This is a genomic window from Micromonospora sp. NPDC004551, from assembly GCF_040609975.1.
In the GTDB taxonomy this organism is placed as follows: domain Bacteria; phylum Actinomycetota; class Actinomycetes; order Mycobacteriales; family Micromonosporaceae; genus Micromonospora.
Genome location: NZ_JBEXLM010000001.1, coordinates 199,972 through 221,654, shown reverse-complemented (window position 1 = coordinate 221,654; position 21,683 = coordinate 199,972). Strand labels below are relative to the sequence as shown.

Annotated in this window: 21 protein-coding genes; 5 read left to right on the top strand and 16 right to left on the bottom strand. The window is 71.9% G+C overall.

What is annotated here, in order from left to right:
* Positions 1-17: 17 nt before the first annotated feature.
* Positions 18-476, bottom strand: a complete 459-nt coding sequence (locus ABZW14_RS01135; protein ID WP_091261335.1) for an Lrp/AsnC family transcriptional regulator — start codon at positions 474-476, stop codon at positions 18-20.
* Positions 477-755: 279 nt separating this feature from the next.
* On the opposite strand from ABZW14_RS01135, the gene ABZW14_RS01130 reads away from it, so the two are divergent.
* The gene (locus ABZW14_RS01130) at positions 756-1,022 is read left to right on the top strand and encodes a BldC family transcriptional regulator (protein WP_013473529.1); all 267 of its coding nucleotides are present in this window, start codon (positions 756-758) and stop codon (positions 1,020-1,022) included.
* Between the two features lie 54 nt (positions 1,023-1,076).
* Here the strand turns inward: ABZW14_RS01130 and ABZW14_RS01125 are convergent, their stop codons facing one another.
* Positions 1,077-1,721, bottom strand: a complete 645-nt coding sequence (locus ABZW14_RS01125; protein ID WP_355337815.1) for a UbiX family flavin prenyltransferase — start codon at positions 1,719-1,721, stop codon at positions 1,077-1,079.
* Between the two features lie 127 nt (positions 1,722-1,848).
* Between ABZW14_RS01125 and ABZW14_RS01120 the strand changes: the two genes are divergently transcribed.
* Positions 1,849-2,805, top strand: a complete 957-nt coding sequence (locus ABZW14_RS01120; RefSeq protein ID WP_355337812.1) for a terpene synthase — start codon at positions 1,849-1,851, stop codon at positions 2,803-2,805.
* Positions 2,806-2,841: 36 nt separating this feature from the next.
* Here ABZW14_RS01120 and mqnP read toward each other — a convergent pair whose 3' ends face one another.
* The 3 genes from mqnP to ABZW14_RS01105 form a co-directional block, all read right to left on the bottom strand.
* Complete coding sequence (mqnP, locus tag ABZW14_RS01115) at positions 2,842-3,756, bottom strand: menaquinone biosynthesis prenyltransferase MqnP (RefSeq protein WP_355337809.1); 915 nt, start codon at positions 3,754-3,756, stop codon at positions 2,842-2,844.
* Positions 3,756-5,216: a menaquinone biosynthesis decarboxylase gene (locus tag ABZW14_RS01110; protein ID WP_355337806.1), complete on the bottom strand. Its 1,461-nt coding sequence runs from the start codon at positions 5,214-5,216 to the stop codon at positions 3,756-3,758. The genes mqnP and ABZW14_RS01110 overlap by 1 nt, the downstream gene beginning before the upstream one ends.
* Before the next feature lie 95 nt (positions 5,217-5,311).
* Positions 5,312-5,872, bottom strand: coding sequence for a carboxymuconolactone decarboxylase family protein (locus tag ABZW14_RS01105; protein ID WP_355337803.1), 561 nt, complete (start codon positions 5,870-5,872; stop codon positions 5,312-5,314).
* A gap of 64 nt (positions 5,873-5,936) precedes the next feature.
* On the opposite strand from ABZW14_RS01105, the gene ABZW14_RS01100 reads away from it, so the two are divergent.
* Positions 5,937-6,407, top strand: a complete 471-nt coding sequence (locus tag ABZW14_RS01100; protein ID WP_355337800.1) for a MarR family winged helix-turn-helix transcriptional regulator — start codon at positions 5,937-5,939, stop codon at positions 6,405-6,407.
* Between the two features lie 7 nt (positions 6,408-6,414).
* Here the strand turns inward: ABZW14_RS01100 and ABZW14_RS01095 are convergent, their stop codons facing one another.
* The 7 genes from ABZW14_RS01095 to hemL all read right to left on the bottom strand — a co-directional run bounded on the left by ABZW14_RS01095 (position 6,415) and on the right by hemL (position 13,026).
* Positions 6,415-6,930 carry a hypothetical protein gene (locus ABZW14_RS01095; protein ID WP_355337797.1) on the bottom strand — a complete coding sequence of 172 codons (516 nt, stop codon included), beginning with the start codon at positions 6,928-6,930 and terminating at the stop codon, positions 6,415-6,417.
* Positions 6,931-7,016: 86 nt separating this feature from the next.
* Positions 7,017-7,991: a c-type cytochrome biogenesis protein CcsB gene (ccsB, locus tag ABZW14_RS01090; protein WP_355337794.1), complete on the bottom strand. Its 975-nt coding sequence runs from the start codon at positions 7,989-7,991 to the stop codon at positions 7,017-7,019.
* The gene (locus tag ABZW14_RS01085) at positions 7,991-9,613 is read right to left on the bottom strand and encodes a cytochrome c biogenesis protein ResB (RefSeq protein WP_355337791.1); all 1,623 of its coding nucleotides are present in this window, start codon (positions 9,611-9,613) and stop codon (positions 7,991-7,993) included. Before ABZW14_RS01085 ends, ccsB begins: the two co-directional genes overlap by 1 nt.
* Positions 9,613-10,464, bottom strand: coding sequence for a cytochrome c biogenesis protein CcdA (locus ABZW14_RS01080; RefSeq protein ID WP_355337788.1), 852 nt, complete (start codon positions 10,462-10,464; stop codon positions 9,613-9,615). The genes ABZW14_RS01085 and ABZW14_RS01080 overlap by 1 nt, the downstream gene beginning before the upstream one ends.
* Positions 10,464-11,036, bottom strand: coding sequence for a TlpA disulfide reductase family protein (locus ABZW14_RS01075; RefSeq protein WP_355337785.1), 573 nt, complete (start codon positions 11,034-11,036; stop codon positions 10,464-10,466). The genes ABZW14_RS01080 and ABZW14_RS01075 overlap by 1 nt, the downstream gene beginning before the upstream one ends.
* Positions 11,036-11,692: a histidine phosphatase family protein gene (locus ABZW14_RS01070; protein WP_355337782.1), complete on the bottom strand. Its 657-nt coding sequence runs from the start codon at positions 11,690-11,692 to the stop codon at positions 11,036-11,038. The genes ABZW14_RS01075 and ABZW14_RS01070 overlap by 1 nt, the downstream gene beginning before the upstream one ends.
* Complete coding sequence (gene hemL / locus ABZW14_RS01065) at positions 11,689-13,026, bottom strand: glutamate-1-semialdehyde 2,1-aminomutase (RefSeq protein ID WP_355337779.1); 1,338 nt, start codon at positions 13,024-13,026, stop codon at positions 11,689-11,691. Before hemL ends, ABZW14_RS01070 begins: the two co-directional genes overlap by 4 nt.
* A gap of 152 nt (positions 13,027-13,178) precedes the next feature.
* Between hemL and ABZW14_RS01060 the strand changes: the two genes are divergently transcribed.
* Positions 13,179-13,511, top strand: a complete 333-nt coding sequence (locus tag ABZW14_RS01060) for an STAS domain-containing protein (protein WP_355337776.1) — start codon at positions 13,179-13,181, stop codon at positions 13,509-13,511.
* Between the two features lie 75 nt (positions 13,512-13,586).
* Here the strand turns inward: ABZW14_RS01060 and ABZW14_RS01055 are convergent, their stop codons facing one another.
* Both ABZW14_RS01055 and ABZW14_RS01050 read right to left on the bottom strand, forming a co-directional pair.
* Positions 13,587-15,179: an ABC transporter permease gene (locus ABZW14_RS01055; RefSeq protein WP_355337773.1), complete on the bottom strand. Its 1,593-nt coding sequence runs from the start codon at positions 15,177-15,179 to the stop codon at positions 13,587-13,589.
* Positions 15,176-16,078, bottom strand: a complete 903-nt coding sequence (locus tag ABZW14_RS01050; protein WP_355337770.1) for an ABC transporter ATP-binding protein — start codon at positions 16,076-16,078, stop codon at positions 15,176-15,178. Before ABZW14_RS01050 ends, ABZW14_RS01055 begins: the two co-directional genes overlap by 4 nt.
* A gap of 96 nt (positions 16,079-16,174) precedes the next feature.
* Here ABZW14_RS01050 and ABZW14_RS01045 point away from each other — a divergent pair, with 96 nt between their 5' ends.
* Positions 16,175-16,684: a MarR family transcriptional regulator gene (locus tag ABZW14_RS01045; protein ID WP_355337767.1), complete on the top strand. Its 510-nt coding sequence runs from the start codon at positions 16,175-16,177 to the stop codon at positions 16,682-16,684.
* Positions 16,685-16,688: 4 nt separating this feature from the next.
* On the opposite strand, the gene ABZW14_RS01040 is transcribed toward ABZW14_RS01045, so the two are convergent.
* Positions 16,689-17,246, bottom strand: coding sequence for a response regulator (locus ABZW14_RS01040; RefSeq protein ID WP_355337764.1), 558 nt, complete (start codon positions 17,244-17,246; stop codon positions 16,689-16,691).
* Positions 17,243-21,595 carry a HAMP domain-containing protein gene (locus ABZW14_RS01035; protein WP_355339345.1) on the bottom strand — a complete coding sequence of 1,451 codons (4,353 nt, stop codon included), beginning with the start codon at positions 21,593-21,595 and terminating at the stop codon, positions 17,243-17,245. Before ABZW14_RS01035 ends, ABZW14_RS01040 begins: the two co-directional genes overlap by 4 nt.
* Positions 21,596-21,683 lie beyond the last annotated feature (88 nt).

Below are 21,683 nucleotides of genomic sequence, written 5' to 3'. Positions count from 1 at the left end.
GGACCAGAGGGTGACGGTCAGGAGGCGGCGGATTCGAGCGGCTGGGGCCGGTTCTCCCATTTGGTCGACAGGGCGATGCCGGTGCGGGTGGAGGCCACCCCGGCGGTGCGGTTCAGCCGGACGATCAGCTGCTCCAGCTCGGCGATGGTGCCCACCCGGGCCTTCAGCAGGAAGGACTCGACTCCCGCCATGAAATAGCAGGACTCGATCTCGGGCATCTGCCGGAACGCCTCCAGCACGTCGTCGGTGTCGGCGGTCGAGTCCTCGACGATGCCGATCAGCGCCGTCACGCCGAGCCCGATCGCCTCCGGCTCGACCTCGGCCCGGTACGCCCGGATGACGCCGCCCGACTCCAGCTTGCCGACCCGCTCGTGCACGGCCGGGGCGGAGAGGCCGACCTGGCGGGCCAGCTCGGCGTACGACAGGCGGGCGTTGCCCCGCAGCAGCTCCACGAGGCTCAGGTCGATCGCATCCACGGAGAGTGACCCTATCCTTTCGCGCGTAACGCCGGACGCTCGGCATCAGTTGAACATGACGTCGCGTTGCCATTCACAAACGTGCCGTCACGGGGGTTCTGCGCCGGTAGCATTTACTAACTTCTCATTAACTTCTCACTGTGTGCGTTTTTCGCGTTTGGCGGACACGCCAGGTCGCTGGTGCTGTAATTGCCATACGTCCCTCATGACGGCTCTGGGCTCGCACCGGCCGGGGGCAGTGTGTTCAGCCGGGGGCTTCGTCGACGCGAGGAGGGGGCTGTGGACACTGGAGATCGCCTGCTGACACCGGGTGAGGTCGCCGCGCTGTTTCGGGTTGACCCGAAGACCGTGACCAGATGGGCAGCGGCCGGCCGGATCGGCAGCATCCGGACTCCAGGCGGGCATCGCCGGTTTCGGGAATCCGAGGTGCGGGCCCTGCTTGAGGGGGAGGGCATGCTGGACGAGGCGGAGGACATGGGCAAGGCACGCAACATGGGCCCGACCGCCTCGACCGGCCCGGGGCCGGCGAACGCCGGAATGTACTGAGGCGACACCGATCGGGACGCGGCCCGTTCCTGGCCCGCGTCCCGATCGGCATCCTCACGTCCCGTCCGGGTCCCGGCGGGCCGCGGCCAGCTCACCGGACCAGCGGCGGAACAGCGTGTGCGGCACGCCGAGCGCGTCCAGCACCTTGCCGGCCACGAAGTCGACCAGTTGCTGGGCGGATGCCGCCGCCCCGGCCCCGTAGAAGCCGGGGCTCGCCGGCAGCACCACGGCGCCGGCGTCGTGCAGCGCGATGAGGTGTTCCAGGTGACTGCGGGTGACCGGGGTCTCCCGGGGCACCACCACCACGGGCCGCCGCTCCTTTAGGTTCACCTCGGCGGCGCGCTGCAACAGGTCCTTCGAGAGCCCGATGGCGATGCCGGCGCAGGCCGCCGTGCTGGCCGGGACGACGGCCATGCCGCGTACCCGGTAGGAGCCGCTGCTCGGGCCGGCGGCCAGGTCACCGGCCGGCCAGTGCCGCACGTCCGCGTCGGCGAGGTCGCGGCCCAGCCAGGCGGCCAGGTCCTCGGCCCAGTGCCCGTCCCGGAACGCCCGGCCGGTCTCGTCGAGGATGGTCAGCCGGGCGGCCCGGGAGACGATCAGATCCACCGCTTGGCCGGCGTCGAGCAGGCCCCGGACGACCGCGGCCGCGTACGGCGTGCCGGAGGCCCCGGAGACGCCGACCACCCATGGTTCGCGCATGCCGTCCAGACTGCCTGGTCGAGCCGCGCGCCGGGCGGCCACCCCGGCGTTGTCCGCCCGGGTCAACGGTCGGACCACGAACGTGGGATTCTTCCGTCGGCGATGCGCGTCGATGGAAGGACCGGTGATGACGGCGGCGGTACTGCGGGCGTTGCGCTCCGAGTGTCCGATCCCGTCCCGGCTCTCCCCGCACGCCGACGCGGCGCAGGAGTGGCTCGTCGGCCAGCTCGACCGGCTCGGTCTGCTGGATCCGGTCACCCGGGAGCGGCTGGCCCGGGCCGGCTTCGCCCGCTACGCCGGCCGCCTCTACCCCGATGCCACCGAGCCCGACCTGCGGGCGCTGGCCGCCCTGTTCACCTGGTTCTTCCTGGTGGACGACGCCTGCGAGGGGCCGGACCGGCTGGCCCCGGCGCAGATCCGGGCGCTGCGCGACGGGGCGCTCGCCCTGCTCCGGGAGGGTCCCCGGGCGCGTCACCCCGGCTTCTCCGGCCCGCTGCGCCGGCTGCTGGTGCAGGCGTGGCGGGAGCCCCGGCGCCGGATGCCGGCCCGCTGGCGGCTGCGCTTCGCCGACGCCGTGGCCGACCACCTCGACGGCGCCTGGCGGGAGGCGGTCGCCACCGTCGCCGGGCGGCCACCGGGCGTCGCCGAGTACGTGCAGCTGCGCCGGGCCACCTCGGCGGCCTACGTGTCGTACCCGCTGATCGAGTTCGCCGCCGGGCGGCCGCTGCCCGACGCGGTCTACCACCATCCCGCGCTGCGCCGGCTCGCCGACCTCGCCAACGACCTGCTGTCCTGGTACAACGACCTGGCCTCGCTGGAGCGGGACCGGGCCGGCGCCGGGGGCCACAACCTGGTGCTGGCGGTGGCCGCCGAGCGGGGCGTACCGGTGCCGGCCGCCGTGGACCTGGTCGCCACGCGCTGGCGCGCGGAGATGGCCCGCTTCATGGCGCTGCGCGCCGCGGTGCCGTCGTTCGGGCCGGCGCTGGACGAGGCGGTCACCGCCCACCTCGACGGGCTGGCCAACGCGGTCCGTGGCACGGTCGACTGGACGCTGGAGAGCGCCCGCTATCCGGTGGCCGGGTGACCGACGCAGACTCCGCGGAGCGGGCCGGCGGGATCGTCAGGCGCCCAGGCCCAGCCGGATCACCAGGTCGAGCAGGGCGAAGACGAACAGCGCGATGCCGACGAAGCCGTTGGCCGTGAAGAACGCCCGGTTGACCTTGCTCAGGTCGGTCGGGCTGACCACCAGGTGCTGGTAGCCGAAGGCGACCGCGGTGAGCGCCAGCCCGATCCACCAGAGCCAGCCGAAACCCACCAGCGCGCCGAACCAGATGAACAGCGCGAAGGTCACCACGTGCGCGACGGTCGAGGCGTGCAGCGCGAAGCGCCGGCCGTAGCGGGCCGGGACGCTGTGCACCCCGATCTCCCGGTCGATCTCGGAGTCCTGGCAGGCGTAGATCAGGTCGAAGCCGCCGATCCAGAGGCCGACGGCCGCGCCGAGCAGCCAGGCCGGCCCGGAGCCGGCGAGGGTGCCGGTGACCGCCAGCCAGGCGCCGACCGGGCCGACCGCCTGCGCGACGGCCAGGATGGCGTGCGGCCAGTTGGTGAACCGCTTGCCGTAGGGGTAGACGACCAGCGGCACCACGGCGAGCGGGGCGAGCGCAAGGCAGAGCGGGTTGAGCAGGGCGGCGGCGGCCAGGAAGACCACCAGCGCGACGACGGCGCCGGTCCAGGCCGTCCGGACGCTCACCGCCCCGGTCACCAGCTCGCGGTTGGCGGTACGCGGGTTCCGCGCGTCGATCCGCCGGTCGAGGATCCGGTTGGCGGCCATGGCGAACGTCCGCGCGCCGACCATCGCCACCGTGATGAGCAGCAGGTCGAGCCAACGGACGTGCCCGCCGTGGACCTGCATGGCGGTCAGCGCCGACAGGTACGCGAACGGCAGCGCGAACACCGAGTGCTCGATCGTGACCAGCTTGAGGAACGACTTGACCCGGCCCGGGCGTTCCACCGGGATCTCAGCGACGGCGGCCATCAGATGCCGTACTCCTTCCAGCGCTTGTCGACCAGCGAGACCACTTCGGGCGACATGGTCATCTCCTCGGGCCAGCCCCGGGTGTAGCCCTCGGTGGGCAGCTTGCGGGTCGCGTCGAGGCCCGCCTTGCCGCCCCAGAACTGCTGGTAGGAGGCGTGGTCCAGGTGGTCCACCGGCCCCTCGGTGACCAGCAGGTCGCGGGCGTAGTCGACGTTGCCGAACGCGCGGAACGCGACCTCGTTGTAGTCGTGCACGTCGCAGTCCTCGTCGACGATCACGATCAGCTTGGTGAGCGACATGAGGTGGGCGCCCCAGATCGCGTTCATCACCTTCTGCGCGTGCTTCGGGTAGCGCTTGCGGATGGAGACGATCGCACAGTTGTGGAAGACGCCGGCGGCCGGCAGGTCGTAGTCGACGATGTCCGGGATCATCAGCTTGAGCAGCGGCAGGAAGATCCGCTCGGTGGCCTTGCCGAGGCCGTGGTCCTCCTGCGGCGGCTTCGAGGTGATGATCGAGTGGTAGACCGGGTCGCGCTGCATCGTCATGGTCTCGACGTGCAGCACCGGGAACGGCTCCACCGGGGTGTAGAAGCCGGTGTGGTCGCCGAACGGCCCCTCGGGCAGCCGCTCGCCGGGCTCCAGGTAGCCCTCCAGCACCACCTGCGCGTTCGCCGGCACCTGTAGCGGCACGGTCAGGCAGTCGACCATCTCGACCCGCTCGCCGCGCAGGAAGCCGGCGAACAGGTACTCGTCGATGTCGCTGGGCAGCGGCGCGGTCGCCGCGTACGAGACGACCGGGTCGCAGCCGATGGCGATGGCGACCGGCAACCGCTGGCCGAGCCGCTCGGCGACCGCGTGGTGGGCGGTGGAGTCCTTGTGGATCTGCCAGTGCATGCCGAGGGTGTTCCGGCCGTGCTGCTGGAGCCGGTAGAGGCCGAGGTTGCGCTTGCCGGTCTCCGGGTGCTTCGTGTGGGTCAGCCCGAAGTTGTGGAAGATCCCGCCGTCGCCGGGCCAGACCTGGAGGCCCGGCAGCCGGTTCAGGTCGACGTCGTCCCCGCGGTAGACGACCTGCTGGCAGGGCGCGGTCTTGACCTTGCGCGGCGGCAGCGACTTGAGCTGCATGACCTTGCCCAGGCCCTCGCGGATGCCGGACCAGCCGACGGGCAGCTCCGGCTTGATCATGGCGCCGATCCGCTCGCCGATCTCGTCGAGCGTCTCGACGCCGAGCGCCATGGCCATCCGCTTCTCGGTGCCGAACAGGTTGATCGCCACCGGCATCTCGCCCCGGGTGGGCCGTTCGAAGAGCAGCGCCGGGCCGCCGTCGCGGACGGTCCGGGTGACCACCTCACTGATCTCCAGCGTGGGGTCGACCGGGACACTCACCCGCCGCAGCTCACCCGCGGCCTCCAGCGCCGCGAGGAAGTCCTTGAGATCGGTGTACGGGAAGCCACGAGCCGCCATGCCCGCCAGTCTCCCGCACGGCTTCCCGTGCTGCCCACGCCGGGTCGGCGTGACGGCTGTGTGCCTGCCCACGCAGCCGTCGCCGATCCGACGGGTCAGGCGGCCGGCTCCCAGGCGTGGGCGGCCAGGGGCGGGTCGAGCGGGGCGCCGGTGAGGCGGTTGGCGAAGGTCGAGATCGTGTACGTGCCGACGCCGAGCACCACGTCCAGCGCATGCCGCGGCTGCCAGCCGGCGGCGAGGAAGGCGTCCAGCCCGTCGTCCGGGACCGCGCCCCGGTGGTCGAGCACGGCGACGGTGAACCGGCGCAGCGCCTCCAGGCGCGGGTCGGGCAGCGCGGCGCCGGCCCGGAGCGCCTCGATCAGCCCGGGCGCGGCGCCCTGCCGGGTGAGCGTCGCGGTGTGCATGGCCACGCAGAGGTGGCACTCGTTGCGGGTGGCCACGGTCAGCACGACCACCTCGCGGGCGACCGGGTCGAGGTCGGTGGCCTCGAAGACGGCGTTGGCGGTCAGGAAGCCCCTGAGCAGCTCGGGCGACTCGGCCATCAGGGCCACGGCGCCGGGCAGGTGGCCGAGCTTGCGCTGGACGTCGGCCATGGTGCGACGGGCGGCGGCGGGCGCGGTGTCGGGGGTGTGGGCGGTGAAGACGGGCCGGGACATGACGGGTACCCCTCACGTACAATGGTCAATGTGGTTGACCAAATAGTAAACGAGGTTGTCGAACATGGCAACGCCTGACCGCCCCGGCTTCGCGCTGCCGCTGCTGCTGCTCGCCGGCTTCCGCACCCTCATCGACGACCTGCACGCCGAACTGGCCCGGCAGGGGCACCCCGAGCTGCGACCGGCCCACGGCTTCGTGCTCCAGGCCGTCGGCCCCGCCGGCACCACCGCCTCCGACCTCGGGCAGCGCCTCGGCGTCTCGAAGCAGGCGGCCGGCAAGACCGTCGACCGCCTGGTCGCGCTCGGCTACCTGGAGCGCGCCGACGACCCTGCCGACGCCCGCCGCAAGCTGGTCCGGATGACGGCGAAGGGCCACGACGGGCTGCGCCGCTCGGCGGTCGTCTTCGACGACCTGCGCGACCGCTGGACGGCGATCCTCGGGGCCGACCGGGTCGCGGCGATCGAGGACGACCTGCGGCGGATGGTCCCGGCCGACGTCTTCCGCCTCGACGTCCCCGGCTGGTTCGGCGGGTGAACTCGCCTCAGTCGCCGTAGAGGCGGGCGGGATCGAGCAGGACCACATCCGGCCGGGCCGATGCCGCCTCAGCCAGCCCGTCGGCGAAGCCCTGGCCGCTCGCCAGCAGCAACCGGGTGTCGGTCGTGTCGAATCCCGGCCGCCGAACGAGCAGCGCCCGGATCCGCTCCAACCGCTCCAGATCCGCCGTTCCCAACTGGCGGCCCCACTTGACCTCACCGATCGCGAGCAATGGACGCGGCCCGTCCCCCAGCGGCGGTTCGCCGAGGGCCACCAGGTCGACTTCGTGACTCGTCCGGCTGGCCGGATCGGTGAGCGTGGCGGCGCTCGCCTCCGCAACGAGCCCACCCAGGGTGTCGGGCTCGGCGAAGCGCACGGACCACTGCCGGACGATTTCCTCGAAGCGAGGTCCGAGAACCGTACTGGCGTATCGCCGCTGGGACCGGCGCCAGACATCCGCACCCCGGCGTTGTTCCAGCGCCGTCCAGGCCGGGCGCATGATCGCCTGGTAGAAGGTGATCAACGGCTGGCCGACCTCCCCGAGGTGGCCTACCAGATCACCCTTCGCGTCGACGGCGTGCTGACCGCCCGCCGGTCAGGGCGTGCGGGTCAGACGCCGGCGTAGGAGTGCAGGCCGGTGAAGAAGAAGTTGACCCCGAACAGGTTCATCAGCATGGTCAGGAAGCCCACCACGGAGATCCAGGTGGCCACGTTGCGCTTGACGCTCGGGGTGGCCCGGGCGTGCAGGTAGCCCGCGTAGACCACCCAGGAGATGAACGCCCACGTCTCCTTCGGGTCCCAGCCCCAGGCGCGACCCCAGGCCGCCTCGGCCCAGATCGCCCCGGCGATCACCGCGAAGGTGAAGATCGGGAAGGCGAAGGCGTGCAGCGTGAAGGTCAGCCGCTCCAGGCCGGCCGCCGCCGGCAGCCGCCGCGCCAGCGTGTACGGGAAGCTCCGCTTCCCCCGCTCCCAGCCGGCCCGCATCAGGTAGGCCACGGCCGGCACCACGCCCAGCAGGAAGATGCCGGAGGCGAAGATGATCGTCGACACGTGGATGATGAACCAGTATGACTGCAGTGCCGGCATGAGCGGCACGACCTGCACGTAGAGCTTCAGCTCGGCGAACGCCAGCAGCAGCACCATGACCAGGGTCAGGAACAGCCCGAGCCGGCGCAGCGACGGCTGCTTCCAGAGCACCGCGAGCCAGGCGGCCGCCCCGATCCAGGTGACCGTCAGCACGAACTCGTACATGTTGCCCCAGGGCATCCGCTCGGCGGCGATGCCCCGCGTGACCACCGCGCCCAGGTGCAGCGCGGCGGCGAGCACGGTGATCCAGGCGGCGATCCGCCCGGCGAGCGCGGCCCGGGCGGCGGAGCGGCCGGCGGCCGGCGGCGGGACCGGGGCGGCCGGCTCCTCGACCGTCCCGCCGGGACCGCCGACGCCGGCACCGACCAGTTCCCGGGCCGGGGCCACCGCCGGCACCTTCCGGGCGTTGCCCAGGGCGTACTCGACGGCGTGCGTGATCATCGCGACCAGGTACGCCAGGATCGCGAACGTGACCAGCTGGTCGGAGAGTGCGGACATCACTCGTCTCCTTCTCGCGCCCGCCGGTCGTCCCGCTCGTCGTCGCTGACCGCGGCGACAAGCTGTGCGAACTCGTCGGCGAACCCCGGATGCTCGGTGCGCGGCAGCCCACCGGCCTCCACCAAGCTACTACCGCTCGTCGGAGATCCACCGTCCGGGGGCGAAACCCGGAACCAGACCCGCCGCCGGCGGCCGAAGAGCGAGCCCATCAGCCCGAGCAGGAGCGTCACGCAGGCGACCAGCATCAGGCTCTGGCCGGGGGCGTACCGGACCGCGATGGTGATGTACGGCTTCGTGCCGAGGAACTCCAGCGTGCTGCCGTCGTCCAGGGTCCACTTCTCGCCGGGGCGCAGCACCTTCTCGCCGACCTGCTTGAGCTTGCCGTTGTCGATCTGCCGCTGGTCGAGCTTGTAGACCGAACCGGGGATGCCGGCGTCCAGCCCCAGGTTGCCCCGGTAGGCGGCCAGCACCACCGCGGGGTTCCGCTCCGCGGGGAACTGGGACGCGACGAACGGCGCGCGGTCCGGTGCGGTGGGCAGGTAGAGCCCGTCGAAGGCGACCTGCTGGTCGGCGGCCCGCTTGCCGGTCTTCGGATCGACGTTCGCGTCGGGGAAGGCGGCCACGCCCTCCTCGGTGGCGTTCTGGTCGCCGCTGCGCAGGAACGGCGCGCTGCTGGTCTGGGTGCGGCCGTACCGGTCGGTGTACTTCAGGATCGGCGCGTAGCCGTTGCCGAGCAGGTAGACGTTGGCCGCGCCGAGCCGCAGCGGCGAGTTGACCGAGAAGCCGGCAGTCCGCGTCGACCCGTCGTCCAGGTGGTCCACGGTCACCGTGGCCCAGTAGCGGGAGGCCTGCCCGGAGGCCAGGTAGTCCGCCTCGAACCGGTCCAGGGTGAGGCAGAACGGCGGAAGGTCGGCGGAGTCGACGCGCGGGCCCAGCGACGCCTCGGCGTACTGCTGGCGGGTGTTGCAGAAGGCGTTGTCCGCGCCGGACACCAGGATCCGGTTGCCGTGCCAGCCGTACCACGAGCCGAGCGCGACCCCGAGCAGGACGGCGACCAGCGAGACGTGGAAGAGCAGGTTGCCGGTCTCCTTGAGGTAGCCCTTCTCGGCGGAGACCTCGTTGCCGCGGACGGTGACCCGCCAGCGGCGGCGGCGCAGCACGGCCGCGATCGCCTCGGGGTCGGCGGCGGCCGGGGCCTCCAGCACCGCGTGCTGGGGCAACCGCTCCAGGCGCTTCGGGGCGGCGGGCGGCCGCATCCGCAGCGCGCGGACGTGGTCGCGGGCCCGGGGCAGGATGCAGCCGACCAGCGAGGTGAAGAGCAGCAGGTAGATGGCGGAGAACCAGACCGAGCCGAACACCTCGAACATGCCGAGCTGCTGGAGCCGGGGCGCCAGGTCGGGGTGGTCGACGAAGTACTGGGTGACCTTCTCCGGATTGACCCCGCGCTGGGGCAGCACCGAGCCGGGGATGGCGGCGATCGCCAGCAGGAAGAGCAGGATCAGCGCCGTACGCATGCTGGTGAGCTGCCGCCACGAGTTGCGCAGCAGGGCGAGCACGGGATTGACCCGGCGCCGGGGCGCCCCGGCCGGTGGCGCGGCCGGACGGTCGTCCACGGTCGTCATCAGATGCTCACCTCGCCCACGCCCACGTGCGTCTGCAACCAGATCACGAAGTCCTGCCAGCCGCCGGTGACCAGCGCCACGCCGATCACGATCAGCAGCGCGCCGCCGATCCGGGTGACCCAGCGGCTGTTGCGCCGGACGGCGCGGAACACCCCGAGCAGGCGGTGGAAGCCCAGCCCGAAGACGACGAACGGTACCCCCAGCCCGAGGCAGTACGCCACGGCGAGCAGCACGGCCCGGTCGGTCCGCCCGTCGACGGTGGCCATGCCGAGCACCGCGCCGAGGGTCGGACCGGTGCAGGGCAGCCAGCTCAGCGCGAAGACCGCGCCGAGCACCGGGGCGCCGAGCAGCCCGGCGGCGGGGAGCCGCCGGATGCGGAACTCGCGCTGCATCCCGGGGATCACGCCCAGGTAGCCGAGGCCGAGCACGACGACGAGGGCGCCGATGACGATCTCCAGCGTGCGTTCGTACTGGAAGAAGAGCTTGCCGACGCCGGAGAAGAGGATCGCGGTGGCGACGAACACGGCGGTGAAGCCGGCGATGAAGAGCAGCGTGCCGGCCAGCACCCGTCCCTTGACGGCGACCGCCGACCGGGTGGCCGGTGCCGCCGCCACGGCGACGGCCGTGCCGCCGGGGCTCCCCTCCGCCACCGGAGGCGTCGGGAGAGGGCTCTTCCCTGCACTCCGGCCCTCCAGGTCGGCCCCGGCCAGGCCGGTGACGTAGGACAGGTAGCCGGGCATCAGCGGCAGGACGCACGGGGACAGGAAGCTGACCAGCCCGGCGAGCGCCGCGGCGCCGACCGCCAGCAGCAGCGGGCCGGACTCGGCGAGCTGGCGGAAGGTCTCGCCCATCAGCGGGTTCCGGACGCGGGCTGCTCGGCCGCGATCCGCTCGACGATGGGCTGGAGCTCGTCCCGGGTGATCGCCCGGCGGATCACCACGGCGACCCGGCCGTCCCGGTCCAGGACGACGGTCGCCGGAGTGGTGTTGGGCGGGATGTCGAAGTTGAGCGCCTGCCGGCTGGCCGGGTCGAACAGGCTCGGGTAGGTGACCCGGCCCTCCTCGAAGGCGATCGCCTTGTCCTTGCTGTCCTGCACGTTGATGCCGAGGAAGGTCACGCCGGACGCCTTGGTGGCCTGGTACACGGCCTCCAGGTCGTCGGCCTCCGCCCGGCAGGGCGCGCACCAGGAGCCCCAGAAGTTGGCCACGACGACCTGGCCGCGGGCCTGGGAGATGTCGTAGCTGCCGCCGGTGAGCAGCTCACCGCTCACCTTCGGGGTCTTCGACCGCTGATCGGGAGCGCAGGTGATGGTGACGCCGTCGCTCGCGCAGCGGCTCTCCTCGCTGCCGGAGGAGCAGCCGACCAGCGCCGTCGCGGCGGTGACGGCGGCGAGCAGGGCGGCGACGAGCCTCCGGCTGGGCATCAGGCTCCCTTGGCCGTCCGGGCGGTCGGCGAGATCGAGACCAGGTGGGCCGCGGGCTCGGAGTAGCCGATGCCGACGATCTTGGCGCCGTCGAAGTGGAACGAGGTGAGACTGGCCAGGCCGCACTGCCGCTTGCGCGGGTCGTGCCAGAGCCGCTTGCGCTCGACGTGCCGGCGCAGGGTCCAGATGGGCAGCTGGTGCGAGACCAGCACGGCCTCGCGGCCCTCGGCGGCCACCCGGGCGGCGTGCAGCGCGGCGAACATCCGCTCGGCGATCACCCGGTAGGCCTCGCCCCAGGACGGGGTGACCGGGTCGCGCAGCACCCACCAGTTGCGCGGATCGCGGAACGAGCCGTCGCCCGGGGAGACCTTCTTGCCCTCGAACCAGTTCGCGCTCTCGATGAGCCGCTCGTCCACACCGACCGGCAGGCCGAACTGGGCGGCGATCGGCTCGGCCGTCTGCTGGGCGCGCTCGAGCGGGCTGGCCACCACGTGGACCACGGTGCGGTCGGCGAGCGCCTGGGCGGCCGCCTTGGCCATCTGGACGCCCAGCTCGGAGAGGCGGAAGCCGGGCAACCGGCCGTAGAGGATGCCGTCCGGGTTGTGCACCTCGCCGTGCCGCAGCACGTGAACCACCGTCTCGCTCACGATTGTCAACCCCCGTGTCCTGCCGCTGCCGCCGCGTTCGCCGCCGCCGGCAGGGCCGCGGCGATCTGCTCCAGGGCGGCATCGTCCATCGCCGCCGACACGAACCACGACTCGAACGCGCTCGGCGGCAGGTAGACGCCGGCGGCGAGCATGGCGTGGAAGAACGCCTTGAACGCGGGCACCTGCTGCGTGCGCGCGCTGTCGTAGTCCGCCACGTCGGCGTCGGTGAAGAAGATCGAGAACATGTTGCCCGCGTACGACAGGCGGTGCGGGACCCCGGCGCCGGCCAGTGCCTCGGTGGCGAGCTTGCCCACGGCGGCGGCCGTCTCGTCGAGGCGGCGGTAGAGCGCGTCGTCGGCCAGCCGCAGCGTGGCCAGGCCGGCGGCGCACGCGAGCGGGTTACCGGACAGGGTGCCGGCCTGGTAGACCGGGCCGGCCGGGGCCAGCCGCGCCATGATCTCCGCGCGCCCGCCGAACGCCGCGGCGGGCAGGCCACCGCCCATGACCTTCCCGTACGTCCACAGGTCGGCGTCGGAGGGGTCGAGGCCGTGCCAGCCGGCGCGGGAGACGCGGAACCCGGTCATCACCTCGTCGACGATCAGCAGCGCGCCGTGCGCGTGGGCGATCCGGGCGAGCCGCTGGTTGAAGTCGTCACGCGGCGCGATCACGCCCATGTTGCCGGCGGCCGCCTCGGTGATGATCGCCGCGATGTGCGGGCCCTCGGCGGCGAAGACCTCCTCCACCGCGCGCAGGTCGTTGTACGGCAGCACGATGGTGTCGCCCGCGGCCGCGCCGGTCACGCCCGGCGAGTCGGGCAGGCCGAAGGTGGCCACGCCCGAGCCGGCGGCGGCGAGCAGCGCGTCGGAGTGGCCGTGGTAGCAGCCGGAGAACTTGACGATCTTGGCGCGGCCGGTGAAGCCGCGGGCCAGCCGGATCGCCGACATGGTCGCCTCGGTGCCCGAGTTGACCAGGCGGACCTGCTCCACCGGCGTACGCGCGACGATCTCCGCGGCCAGGTCGACCTCGCCCGGGGTCGGGGTGCCGAAGCTGGTGCCCAGGGCGGCGGCCTCGCGCAGCGCCTCGACCACGGCCGGGTGGGCGTGACCGAGGATCAGCGGGCCCCACGAGCAGACCAGGTCGACGTAGCGGCGACCGTCGGCGTCGAAGAGCCAGGGACCCTCCCCCCGGACCATGAAGCGCGGGGTGCCGCCGACGGCACGGAACGCGCGCACGGGAGAGTTGACCCCGCCGGGCACGATGGCCTTGGCGCGGTCGAACAGGGCCTCGGAGGCCGGTGCGTCGGCCGGGTAGCGGCCGGATCCGGCGGAAAAGGTATCGGTCACGATGCCGCCATTGTGTCAGCGCCGGGCGGCCGAGCGGCAGGCACCCCGCACCGAGGGTTACCGGGCTCACGCCCTCGTCCGTTCGGCATGCGCCACTGACCCGGCGGGTCGCTCGACGGGCCCGTTGGTCGAGATCGCGATAGGCTGACCGGGTGGATCGTGCCGAACTGTCCATCACGCTACATCGGTCGGGTGACGAAGCCGTGCTTCGCCTCGCCGGTGAGATCGACATGCTCACGGCCGCCCAGCTGTCGACAGTCGTCAACGAGGTGCTGGCCGACCCCCCGCCGCGCATCGTGCTCGACCTGGGCGGGGTCACCTTCTGTGACTCGCAGGGGCTCGGCACCCTCGTGGTGCTCAGCCGCAAGGCCAGTCACGCCCAGAGCCTGCTGGTCCTGAGCAACGTCGGCGACTTCCTGCTGCGCGTCCTGGACATCACCGGCCTCCGCTCGGCCCTGATGATCCGCAACGAAACGGCCCCCTGACGCGTTGATCAAGAGGTTTGCGTCTACTGAAGCCGGATTCCTGACGCAAACCTCTTGATCAACTGAGTCCGGAGGTCAGGTGACCGGGACGTCGCGGCGGCGGAAGGCGGTCAGGCCCGATGCCGCCAGGGCCAGGGCCACGACGGTCAGGGTCCACAGGGGGGTGGCGCTCCACGTGTCGCGCAGTACCTGCGGGGTGTGCGTGAACGGGGACACGTCCAGCAGCCACTGGTCGAGTTCGAGCACCGCGCCGAGCTGGCCGAGCAGCACGCAGACCGCCAGCACCGCCCAGGCCACCGGGGCGAGCCGGGGCAGCAGGCCGTAGAGCAGCACGGCGAGCCCGGCCAGCACCCAGGCGGCGGGCGCCTGCGCCAGCCCGAGACCGAGCATCCGGGGCAGCTCCCGGGGCACGTCGTGCACGCTCAGCCCGTACGTCAGGCCGGTCGCCAGGCCGGTGACGGCGAGCACCACGACCGGGCCGACCAGCGCGAACACCACGTGCGACAGCAGCCAGGTCGAGCGGTGCGTGCCGGTGGCGAGCACGGGCTCGGCGTGCCCGGCGGACTCCTCGGCGCGCATCCGCAGCGCGGCCTGGATGCCGTAGCCCGCCGCGGCCAGGCCGGCCAGGCTGAGCGTGGCGCCCAGGTAGGCGTCGGCCAGGCCGGAGGCCCCGCCGATCCGGGCCATGATGTCCTCCAGCTGGGGGTTCCCCTCGACCGAGCGGCCGGCCGCCTCCGCGGCGCCGCCGAGGATCAGCCCGAGCAGGCCGAAGCCGACCGACCACCAGAGGATCTGTCCGCGGTGCAGGCGCCAGGCCAGCCCGAACGGCCCCGCGAGCCCCCGCCCGGCGCCGGCCGGCCCGAGCCGGGGCGGCAGCACCCCCGCGCCAAGGTCGCGGCGCACCGAGACCGGGTACGCGACCGCGGCGAGCACCGCCGACGCGACGAGCGGCACCGCGAGCACCCACCAGCGCTCCCCCTCGAAGGGCCGGATCCGGGGCGCCCAGCCCAGCGGGGAGAGCCAGCTCGGCCAGTCGTTGCTGGCGGTGTCACCGACCATCCGCAGCGCGAACGCGGCGCCGAGGACGGCGATCCCGATGCCTCGGGCCCCGCCCGCGGTCTCGGTGAGCTGGGCGGCCAGCCCGCCGAGGGTGGCGAAGACCATGCCGGTGAGGGCGGCGCCGAGGCCGTACGCCCAGGAGCCGGCGGCGGGCAGGCCGGTGGACGCCAGCCCGGCCGCGCTGAGCAGGCCGAGCAGCAGGTCGGCCGCGTACGTGACGAGCAGCGCGGCGGTCAGCCCGGCGTGCCGGCCGAGCACCCCGCCGCCGAGCAGTTCCCGCCGGCCGGCCTCCTCCTCGACGCGGGTGTGCCGGATCACGGTGAGCAGGCTGGCCAGCGCCACGATGACGAGCAGGAAGCCGCACCGCTGGGCGGTCAGCGCGCCGACGCTCTCCCCGTAGACCGGGCCGAGCAGCGCGACGATCGAGGGGTTGCGGGCGGTGCCGGCGGCGTACGCGGCCCGCTCGGCGTCGGTCGGGAACAGCTCGAAGAAGCTGGTCGCGTACGTCATCGGGAGCACGGCGAGGACCAGCACCCAGAGCGGGAGCACGAGGCGGTCCCGTCGCAGGACCAGCCGGGCCAGGTGGCGGGTTCCGGCGAGGGTGCTCATCGCGTCAGCTCCTCAGGGACCGCCTCGTAGTGCCGCAGGAACAGCTCCTCCAGCGTGGGCGGCGTGCTGACCAGACTGCGGACGCCCAGCTCGGTGAGGCGCCGCAGAGCGACGTCCAGCGCGGCGGAGTCCACGTCGAAGCGGACCCGGTTGCCGTCGACCCGCAGGTCGTGCACACCGGGCAGCTCCGCCAGCCCGTCGAGCGGGGCGGCCACCTCCGCGTCGATCGAGGTGCGGTGCAGGTGGCGCAGCTCGGTGAGGGTGCCGGACTCGACGGCCCGGCCGTTCCGGATGATCGTCACCCGGTCGCAGAGCGCCTCCACCTCGGCCAGGATGTGGCTGGAGAGGAGCACGGTGCGGCCGTCCTGCTTGGCCCGGCGCACCCAGTGCTGGAAGACCTCCTCCATCAGCGGGTCGAGCCCGGAGGTGGGCTCGTCGAGGATGAGCAGCTCGACGTCGGAGGCGAGGGCGGCGACCAGGCCCACCTTCTGCCGGTTGCCCTTGGAGTAGGCCCGGCCCTTCTTGCGCGGGTCCAGCTCGAAGGACTCCAGCAGCTCGGCACGGCGCCTCGGGTCCAGCCCACCGCGCAGCCGGCCGAGCAGGTCGATCACCTCGCCGCCGCTCAGGTTGGGCCACAGGGTGACGTCGCCGGGCACGTACGCGAGCCGGCGGTGCAGGGCGACGGCGTCCCGCCAGGGGTCGCCGCCGAGCAGTCGGACGGCCCCCGCGTCCGCCCGCAGCAGACCGAGCAGCACCCGGATGGTGGTCGACTTGCCGGAGCCGTTGGGGCCCAGGAAGCCGTGCACCTCGCCGGCACGGACGGCCAGGTCGAGTCCGTCGAGCGCTCGGGTCCGGCCGAAGGTCTTGACCAGGCCGGACACCTCGATTGGGGTTTCCATGCTTCGCAAGCTACGCTCGTTTCACAAACTTGTGAAGACAGTGAGATCCGAGGCACCATCATCTTCACGGAATTTTCACGCGAGGAGCTGCCGCCCATGTCTGACGACCACCGCCCGACCCCGCACGAGGAAGAGGTCCACCTCTTCGTCGAACGGATGGCGATGGCCTTCGCGGACGTCGGCTTCCCCCGGATGGCCGGCCGGGTGCTGTTCACCGTGATGAGCGCCGACGAGCCGCTCACCGCCGCCGAGATCGGCGAGCGGCTGGGCGTCAGCGCCGCGGCCGTGTCCGGAGCGGTGCGCTACCTCACCCAGTTCGCCATGCTGGTCCGCGAGCCCGTCAAGGGCTCCCGGCGGGACCGCTACCGGATGCCGGCCAACCCCTGGTACGAGGCCACCATCACGAAGACCGGCCTCTACAAGAACTTCATCGACATCGCCAACGGCGGGGTGGACGCGCTGCACGGGCGGAACACCCCGGCGGGCGAGCGGGTGGCCGAGATGCGGGACTTCTTCCTCTTCGTGCAGGAGGAGATCGACGCCCTCGGCGAACGGTGGCGGGCCCGGCGCGCCGCGACGGGACACGGCGACCGGGCCGACGCCTGAGCGCTCAGGCGGTGTTGCCCCAGCGGGCCTGCTCCAGCAGGTCCACCGCACGCTCCCGGGACTCCGGGTCGTCGTCGGCACGCAGCAGCGCGGTCGCCTCGTCCACCGCGTCGGTGAGCACCCGCCACTGGGCGTCGCGCTCCCGGACCAGATCCGACTGGGCGGCGAGCTGCCGGGTCTTCACCCACAGCTCGACGAACACCGACACCTTCGCCCGCAGCACCCACGGGTCGAAGGGCTTGGTCAGGTAGTCGACCGCACCGACCGCGTAGCCCCGCAGGGCGAGCTGGGCATCCTTGTCCGCGGCGGTGAGGAAGATGATCGGCACGTGCCGGGTCCGCTCCCGGCGCTTGATGTGGGTGGCGGTCTCGAAGCCGTCCATGTCCGGCATCTGGGCGTCCAGCAGGATCACCGCGAAGTCGTCCACCAGGAGCTGCTTGAGCGCCGCCTCGCCACTCTCCACGGCGACCGACTGCACCGGAAGCCCCTGGAGGATCGCCTCCAGGGCCATCAGGTTCTCCCGCCGGTCGTCCACCAGCAGCGCCTTGGCCATCTGGGTCACGGATTCTCCTCGCCTCGGCTGCGGCCGATCCAGGACGCCATCAGCTCGATCAACTCGTCCAGATCCACCGGCTTGGTGATGTAGTCGCTGCCCCCGGCCGCGATCGCCGACTCCCGGTCACCGGGCATCGCCTTCGCGGTCAGGAACACGATCGGCAGGTCCGCGAAGCGGTGGTTGCGGCGGATCTGCGCGGTCGTCTCGTAGCCGTCCTGGTCCGGCATCATCGCGTCCATCAACACGATGTCCACCTCCGGATGCTCGGCCAGTTGGCGGACGCCGTCCGCCCCGTTGTCCGAGTACAACACGGTCATACCGTGGAGTTCCAACGCAGAGGTCAGCGCGAACACGTTCCGGACGTCGTCGTCGATGATCAGAACGGTCACACCCTCCAGCCGCCGGGTCGCCGGGGTCTCCTGCGGCTGCGGCAACTCCATGGGCATGAGCAGGGACGACGGCAGGCCCGCGCGCTGCGGCGAGGGTGGCGCCGGCGCCACCACCGCGTCCGGTGCCAGCACATCGGGTACGAAGAGAGTGAACGTCGACCCCTGCCCCGGCGCGGAGGACACGGTGATCGTGCCGCCGAGCAGGCGGGCCAGGTCCCGGCTGATCGACAGGCCCAGGCCGGTGCCGCCGTAGCGCCGGCTCGTGGTGCCGTCGGCCTGCTGGAACGCCTCGAAGATCAGCGAGAGCTTGTCGTCCGAGATGCCGATGCCCGTGTCGATCACCGTGAACGCGATGACCTGCCGGGCGTTGGTCAGCGCCGGCACGTCGAACACCGCGTTCTCGGCGGCCGGCGCGATCCGCAGGGTGACCGCGCCGTTGTCGGTGAACTTCACCGCGTTGGAGAGCAGGTTGCGCAGGATCTGCTGCAACCGCTGGGCGTCGGTGACCAGAGCCGGCGACAGGTCCTTGCTGATCCGCACCTGGAAGTCGAGGCCCTTCTCCTCGGCCTGGGGCGCGAACGCCTGCTCGACGTAGCCACGGATCTCGGAGAAGTGGATCTCGGTCGGTTCGACGTCCATCCGGCCCGCCTCGATCTTCGACAGGTCGAGGATGTCGTCGATGAGGGAGAGCAGGTCCGATCCGGCGCTGTGAATCGTGCGGGCGAACTCGATCTGCTTCGGGCTCAGGTTCTGCTCCGGGTTCTCGGCGAGCAGCCGGGCCAGCAGGAGCAGCGAGTTCAGCGGCGTACGCAGCTCGTGGCTCATGTTGGCCAGGAACTCCGACTTGTAGGCCGACGCCCGGGTGAGCTGCTGCGCCTTCTCCTCCAGGCCGAGCCGGGCCAGCTCGATCTCCCGGTTCTGCGTCTCGATGTTGGTCTTCTGCTCGGAGAGCAGCTTCGCCTTGTCCTCCAGCTCGGCGTTGGTGCGCTGGAGCTCCGCCGACTGCTCCTGCATCTCGTGCGCCAGGCGCTGCGACTGCGCGAGCAGCTCCTCCGTACGCCGGTTGGCCTGGATGGTGTTGACCGCCACGCCGATGGTGAGCACGAGCCGCTCCAGGAACGCCAGGTGCAGCTCGGAGAAGGTGGTCACACCGGCGAACTCGATCACGCCGAGCAGTTCGCCCTCGAAGAGGACCGGCAGCACCACGAGGTCGGCCGGGGGCGTCTCGGCCAGGCCGGAGCGGAGCACCAGGCGCCCGTCGGGCTGGGTGTTGACCCGGATGGTCCGCCGGGACAGTGCGGCCTGCCCGACCAGACCCTCGCCGGGCCCGAAGGTCACGTCATGCCCGCGGGCGACGTAGCCGTAGGAGGCGGTGAGGCGCAGCCGCATGCTGCCGTCAGAGCTGTCCGCCAGGAAGAACGCGCCGAGCTGCGCGTCGACCAGCGGGGTCACCTCCATCATGATCATGCGGCAGACCTCGCCGAGGTCCCGCTGCCCCTGGAGCAGGCCGCCGATCCGGGCCAGGTTCGAGTCGAGCCAGCCCTGCTCGGCGTTCTTCTTGGTCGTCTCCCGGAGGGTGACGATCATCTGGTTGATGTTGTCCTTCAGCTCGGCGACCTCGCCCTGCGCCTTCACGCTGATCCGCTGGGTCAGGTCACCGCGGGTCACCGAGGTGGAGACCTGGGAGATCGCCCGGAGCTGGGTGGTGAGGGTCGACGCGAGCTGGTTGACGTTCTCGGTGAGGTCGCGCCAGGTGCCGCTGACGCCCTTCACCTGGGCCTGACCGCCCAGCTTGCCCTCGATGCCGACCTCACGGGCCACCCGGGTGACCTCGTCGGCGAACGAGGAGAGCTGGTCGACCATCGTGTTGACGGTGTTCTTCAGCTCCAGGATCTCGCCCTGCGCGTCCACCGTGATCTTCTGGCCCAGGTCGCCCTTCGCGACGGCGGTCGTGACCGACGCGATGTTCCGCACCTGGCTGGTCAGGTTCGACGCCATCGAGTTCACGTTGTCGGTCAGGTCCCGCCAGGTGCCGGAGACACCCTTCACCTGCGCCTGACCACCCAGCTTGCCCTCGGTGCCCACCTCACGGGCCACGCGCGTCACCTCGTCGGCGAACGACGAGAGCTGGTCGACCATCGTGTTGACCGTCGACTTCAGCTCCAGGATCTCGCCCTGCGCGTCCACCGTGATCTTCTGCGACAGGTCACCCTTGGCCACCGCCGTCGACACCTGGGCGATGTTCCGCACCTGGGCGGTCAGGTTCGAGGCCATGGAGTTCACGTTGTCGGTGAGGTCGCGCCAGGTGCCGGCGACGCCGCGTACCTGGGCCTGGCCGCCGAGCTTGCCCTCGGTGCCCACCTCGCGGGCCACCCGCGTGACCTCGTCGGCGAACGACGACAGCTGGTCCACCATCGTGTTGACGGTCGACTTCAGCTCCAGGATCTCGCCCCGGGCGTCCACCGTGATCTTCTGGCCCAGGTCGCCCTTCGCGACGGCGGTCGTGACCGACGCGATGTTCCGCACCTGGCTCGTGAGGTTCGACGCCATCGAGTTCACGTTGTCGGTCAGGTCCCGCCAGGTGCCGGAGACACCCTTCACCTGCGCCTGACCACCCAGCTTGCCCTCGGTGCCCACCTCACGGGCCACCCGGGTCACCTCGTCGGCGAACGACGAGAGCTGGTCGACCATCGTGTTGACGGTGTTCTTCAGCTCCAGGATCTCGCCCTGCGCGTCCACCGTGATCTTCTGGGACAGGTCACCCTTGGCGACGGCCGTCGACACCTGCGAGATGTTCCGCACCTGGCTGGTCAGGTTGCCGGCGAGCTGGTTCACGTTCTCCGTCAGGTCGCGCCAGGTGCCGGAGACCCCGCGTACCTGGGCCTGGCCGCCCAGCTTGCCCTCGATGCCCACCTCACGGGCCACCCGGGTCACCTCGTCCGCGAACGAGGACAGCTGGTCCACCATCGTGTTCACGGTGTCCTTCAGCTCCAGGATCTCGCCCTGGGCGGCCACGGTGATCTTCTGAGAGAGGTCGCCGCGGGCCACCGCGGTCGAGACCTGGGCGATGTTCCGGACCTGGCTGGTCAGGTTCGACGCCATCGAGTTGACGCTGTCGGTGAGGTCCTTCCACGTGCCGGCCACGTTCGGCACCTCGGCCTGGCCGCCGAGCTTCCCGTCGGTGCCCACCTCGCGGGCCACCCGGGTCACCTGCTCGGCGAAGAGCCGCAGTGTGTCGGTGAGCGAGTTCATCGTGTCGGCCAGCTCGGCCACCTCGCCGCGCGCGCCGACCGTGATCTTCTGCGACAGGTCACCCTTCGCCACCGCCGTCGCCACCTGGGAGATCGACCGCACCTGGCCGGTGAGGTTCGACGCCATGGTGTTCACCGAGTCGGTGAGGTCCTTCCAGGTGCCGGCGACGCCGCGCACGTCCGCCTGGCCGCCCAGCTTGCCCTCGGTGCCCACCTCGCGGGCCACCCGGGTCACCTCGTCGGCGAACGAGGAGAGCTGGTCGACCATGGTGTTCACGGTCCGGCCGATACGCAGGTACTCACCGCGCAGCGGCCGGCCGTCGATCTCCAGCGCCATGTGCTGGGACAGGTCGCCGTCAGCCACCGCCACGATCACCCGGGCGATCTCCGTGGTCGGGCGCCCCAGGTCGTCGATCAGCGAGTTGACCGCCCGCTGCCCCTCCGCCCACGAGCCGTCCAGGCCCTCGTCGTCGAGCCGCTCGGTGAGCCGGCCGTCCCGGCCGACCACCCGGCTGATCCGGCGCAGGTCCAGGTGCTGCCGCTCCTGGAGCGACACCACGTCGTTGAAGGAGTCCGCCACCTCACCGGCCAGGCCGGCCCGTCGGGGCAGGCGGACCCGGAGGTCGCCGCGACGGACCCGTCGCAGCGCCTCGACCAGCTCGCCGAGGAGCACCTCGTGGTCGTCCCCGGCTACCGGTTGTTTCGCCGTGGTCATCAGTTCCTCGCTCAGCTCGGGGGCCATCAGGCTCGTGCCGACACGCGGCCATCCCACCATTCTGCCGCGTGTCCCGTCGAGGCCGACC

Bases quoted from the DNA above. Each gene is read 5' to 3' on its own strand.
- ABZW14_RS01100 (WP_355337800.1), top strand. From the start codon at position 5,937: ATGGCAACGCCTGACCGCCCCGGCTTCGCGCTGCCGCTGCTGCTGCTC.
- ABZW14_RS01050 (WP_355337770.1), bottom strand. From the start codon at position 16,078: ATGGAAACCCCAATCGAGGTGTCCGGCCTGGTCAAGACCTTCGGCCGG.
- ABZW14_RS01105 (WP_355337803.1), bottom strand. From the start codon at position 5,872: ATGTCCCGGCCCGTCTTCACCGCCCACACCCCCGACACCGCGCCCGCC.
- mqnP (WP_355337809.1), bottom strand. From the start codon at position 3,756: ATGGCCGCCGTCGCTGAGATCCCGGTGGAACGCCCGGGCCGGGTCAAG.
- ABZW14_RS01085 (WP_355337791.1), bottom strand. From the start codon at position 9,613: ATGACGACCGTGGACGACCGTCCGGCCGCGCCACCGGCCGGGGCGCCC.
- ABZW14_RS01075 (WP_355337785.1), bottom strand. From the start codon at position 11,036: ATGCCCAGCCGGAGGCTCGTCGCCGCCCTGCTCGCCGCCGTCACCGCC.
- ccsB (WP_355337794.1), bottom strand. From the start codon at position 7,991: ATGTCCGCACTCTCCGACCAGCTGGTCACGTTCGCGATCCTGGCGTAC.
- ABZW14_RS01120 (WP_355337812.1), top strand. From the start codon at position 1,849: ATGACGGCGGCGGTACTGCGGGCGTTGCGCTCCGAGTGTCCGATCCCG.
- ABZW14_RS01045 (WP_355337767.1), top strand. From the start codon at position 16,175: ATGTCTGACGACCACCGCCCGACCCCGCACGAGGAAGAGGTCCACCTC.
- ABZW14_RS01125 (WP_355337815.1), bottom strand. From the start codon at position 1,721: ATGCGCGAACCATGGGTGGTCGGCGTCTCCGGGGCCTCCGGCACGCCG.
- ABZW14_RS01110 (WP_355337806.1), bottom strand. From the start codon at position 5,216: ATGGCGGCTCGTGGCTTCCCGTACACCGATCTCAAGGACTTCCTCGCG.
- ABZW14_RS01035 (WP_355339345.1), bottom strand. From the start codon at position 21,595: ATGACCACGGCGAAACAACCGGTAGCCGGGGACGACCACGAGGTGCTC.
- ABZW14_RS01080 (WP_355337788.1), bottom strand. From the start codon at position 10,464: ATGGGCGAGACCTTCCGCCAGCTCGCCGAGTCCGGCCCGCTGCTGCTG.
- ABZW14_RS01055 (WP_355337773.1), bottom strand. From the start codon at position 15,179: ATGAGCACCCTCGCCGGAACCCGCCACCTGGCCCGGCTGGTCCTGCGA.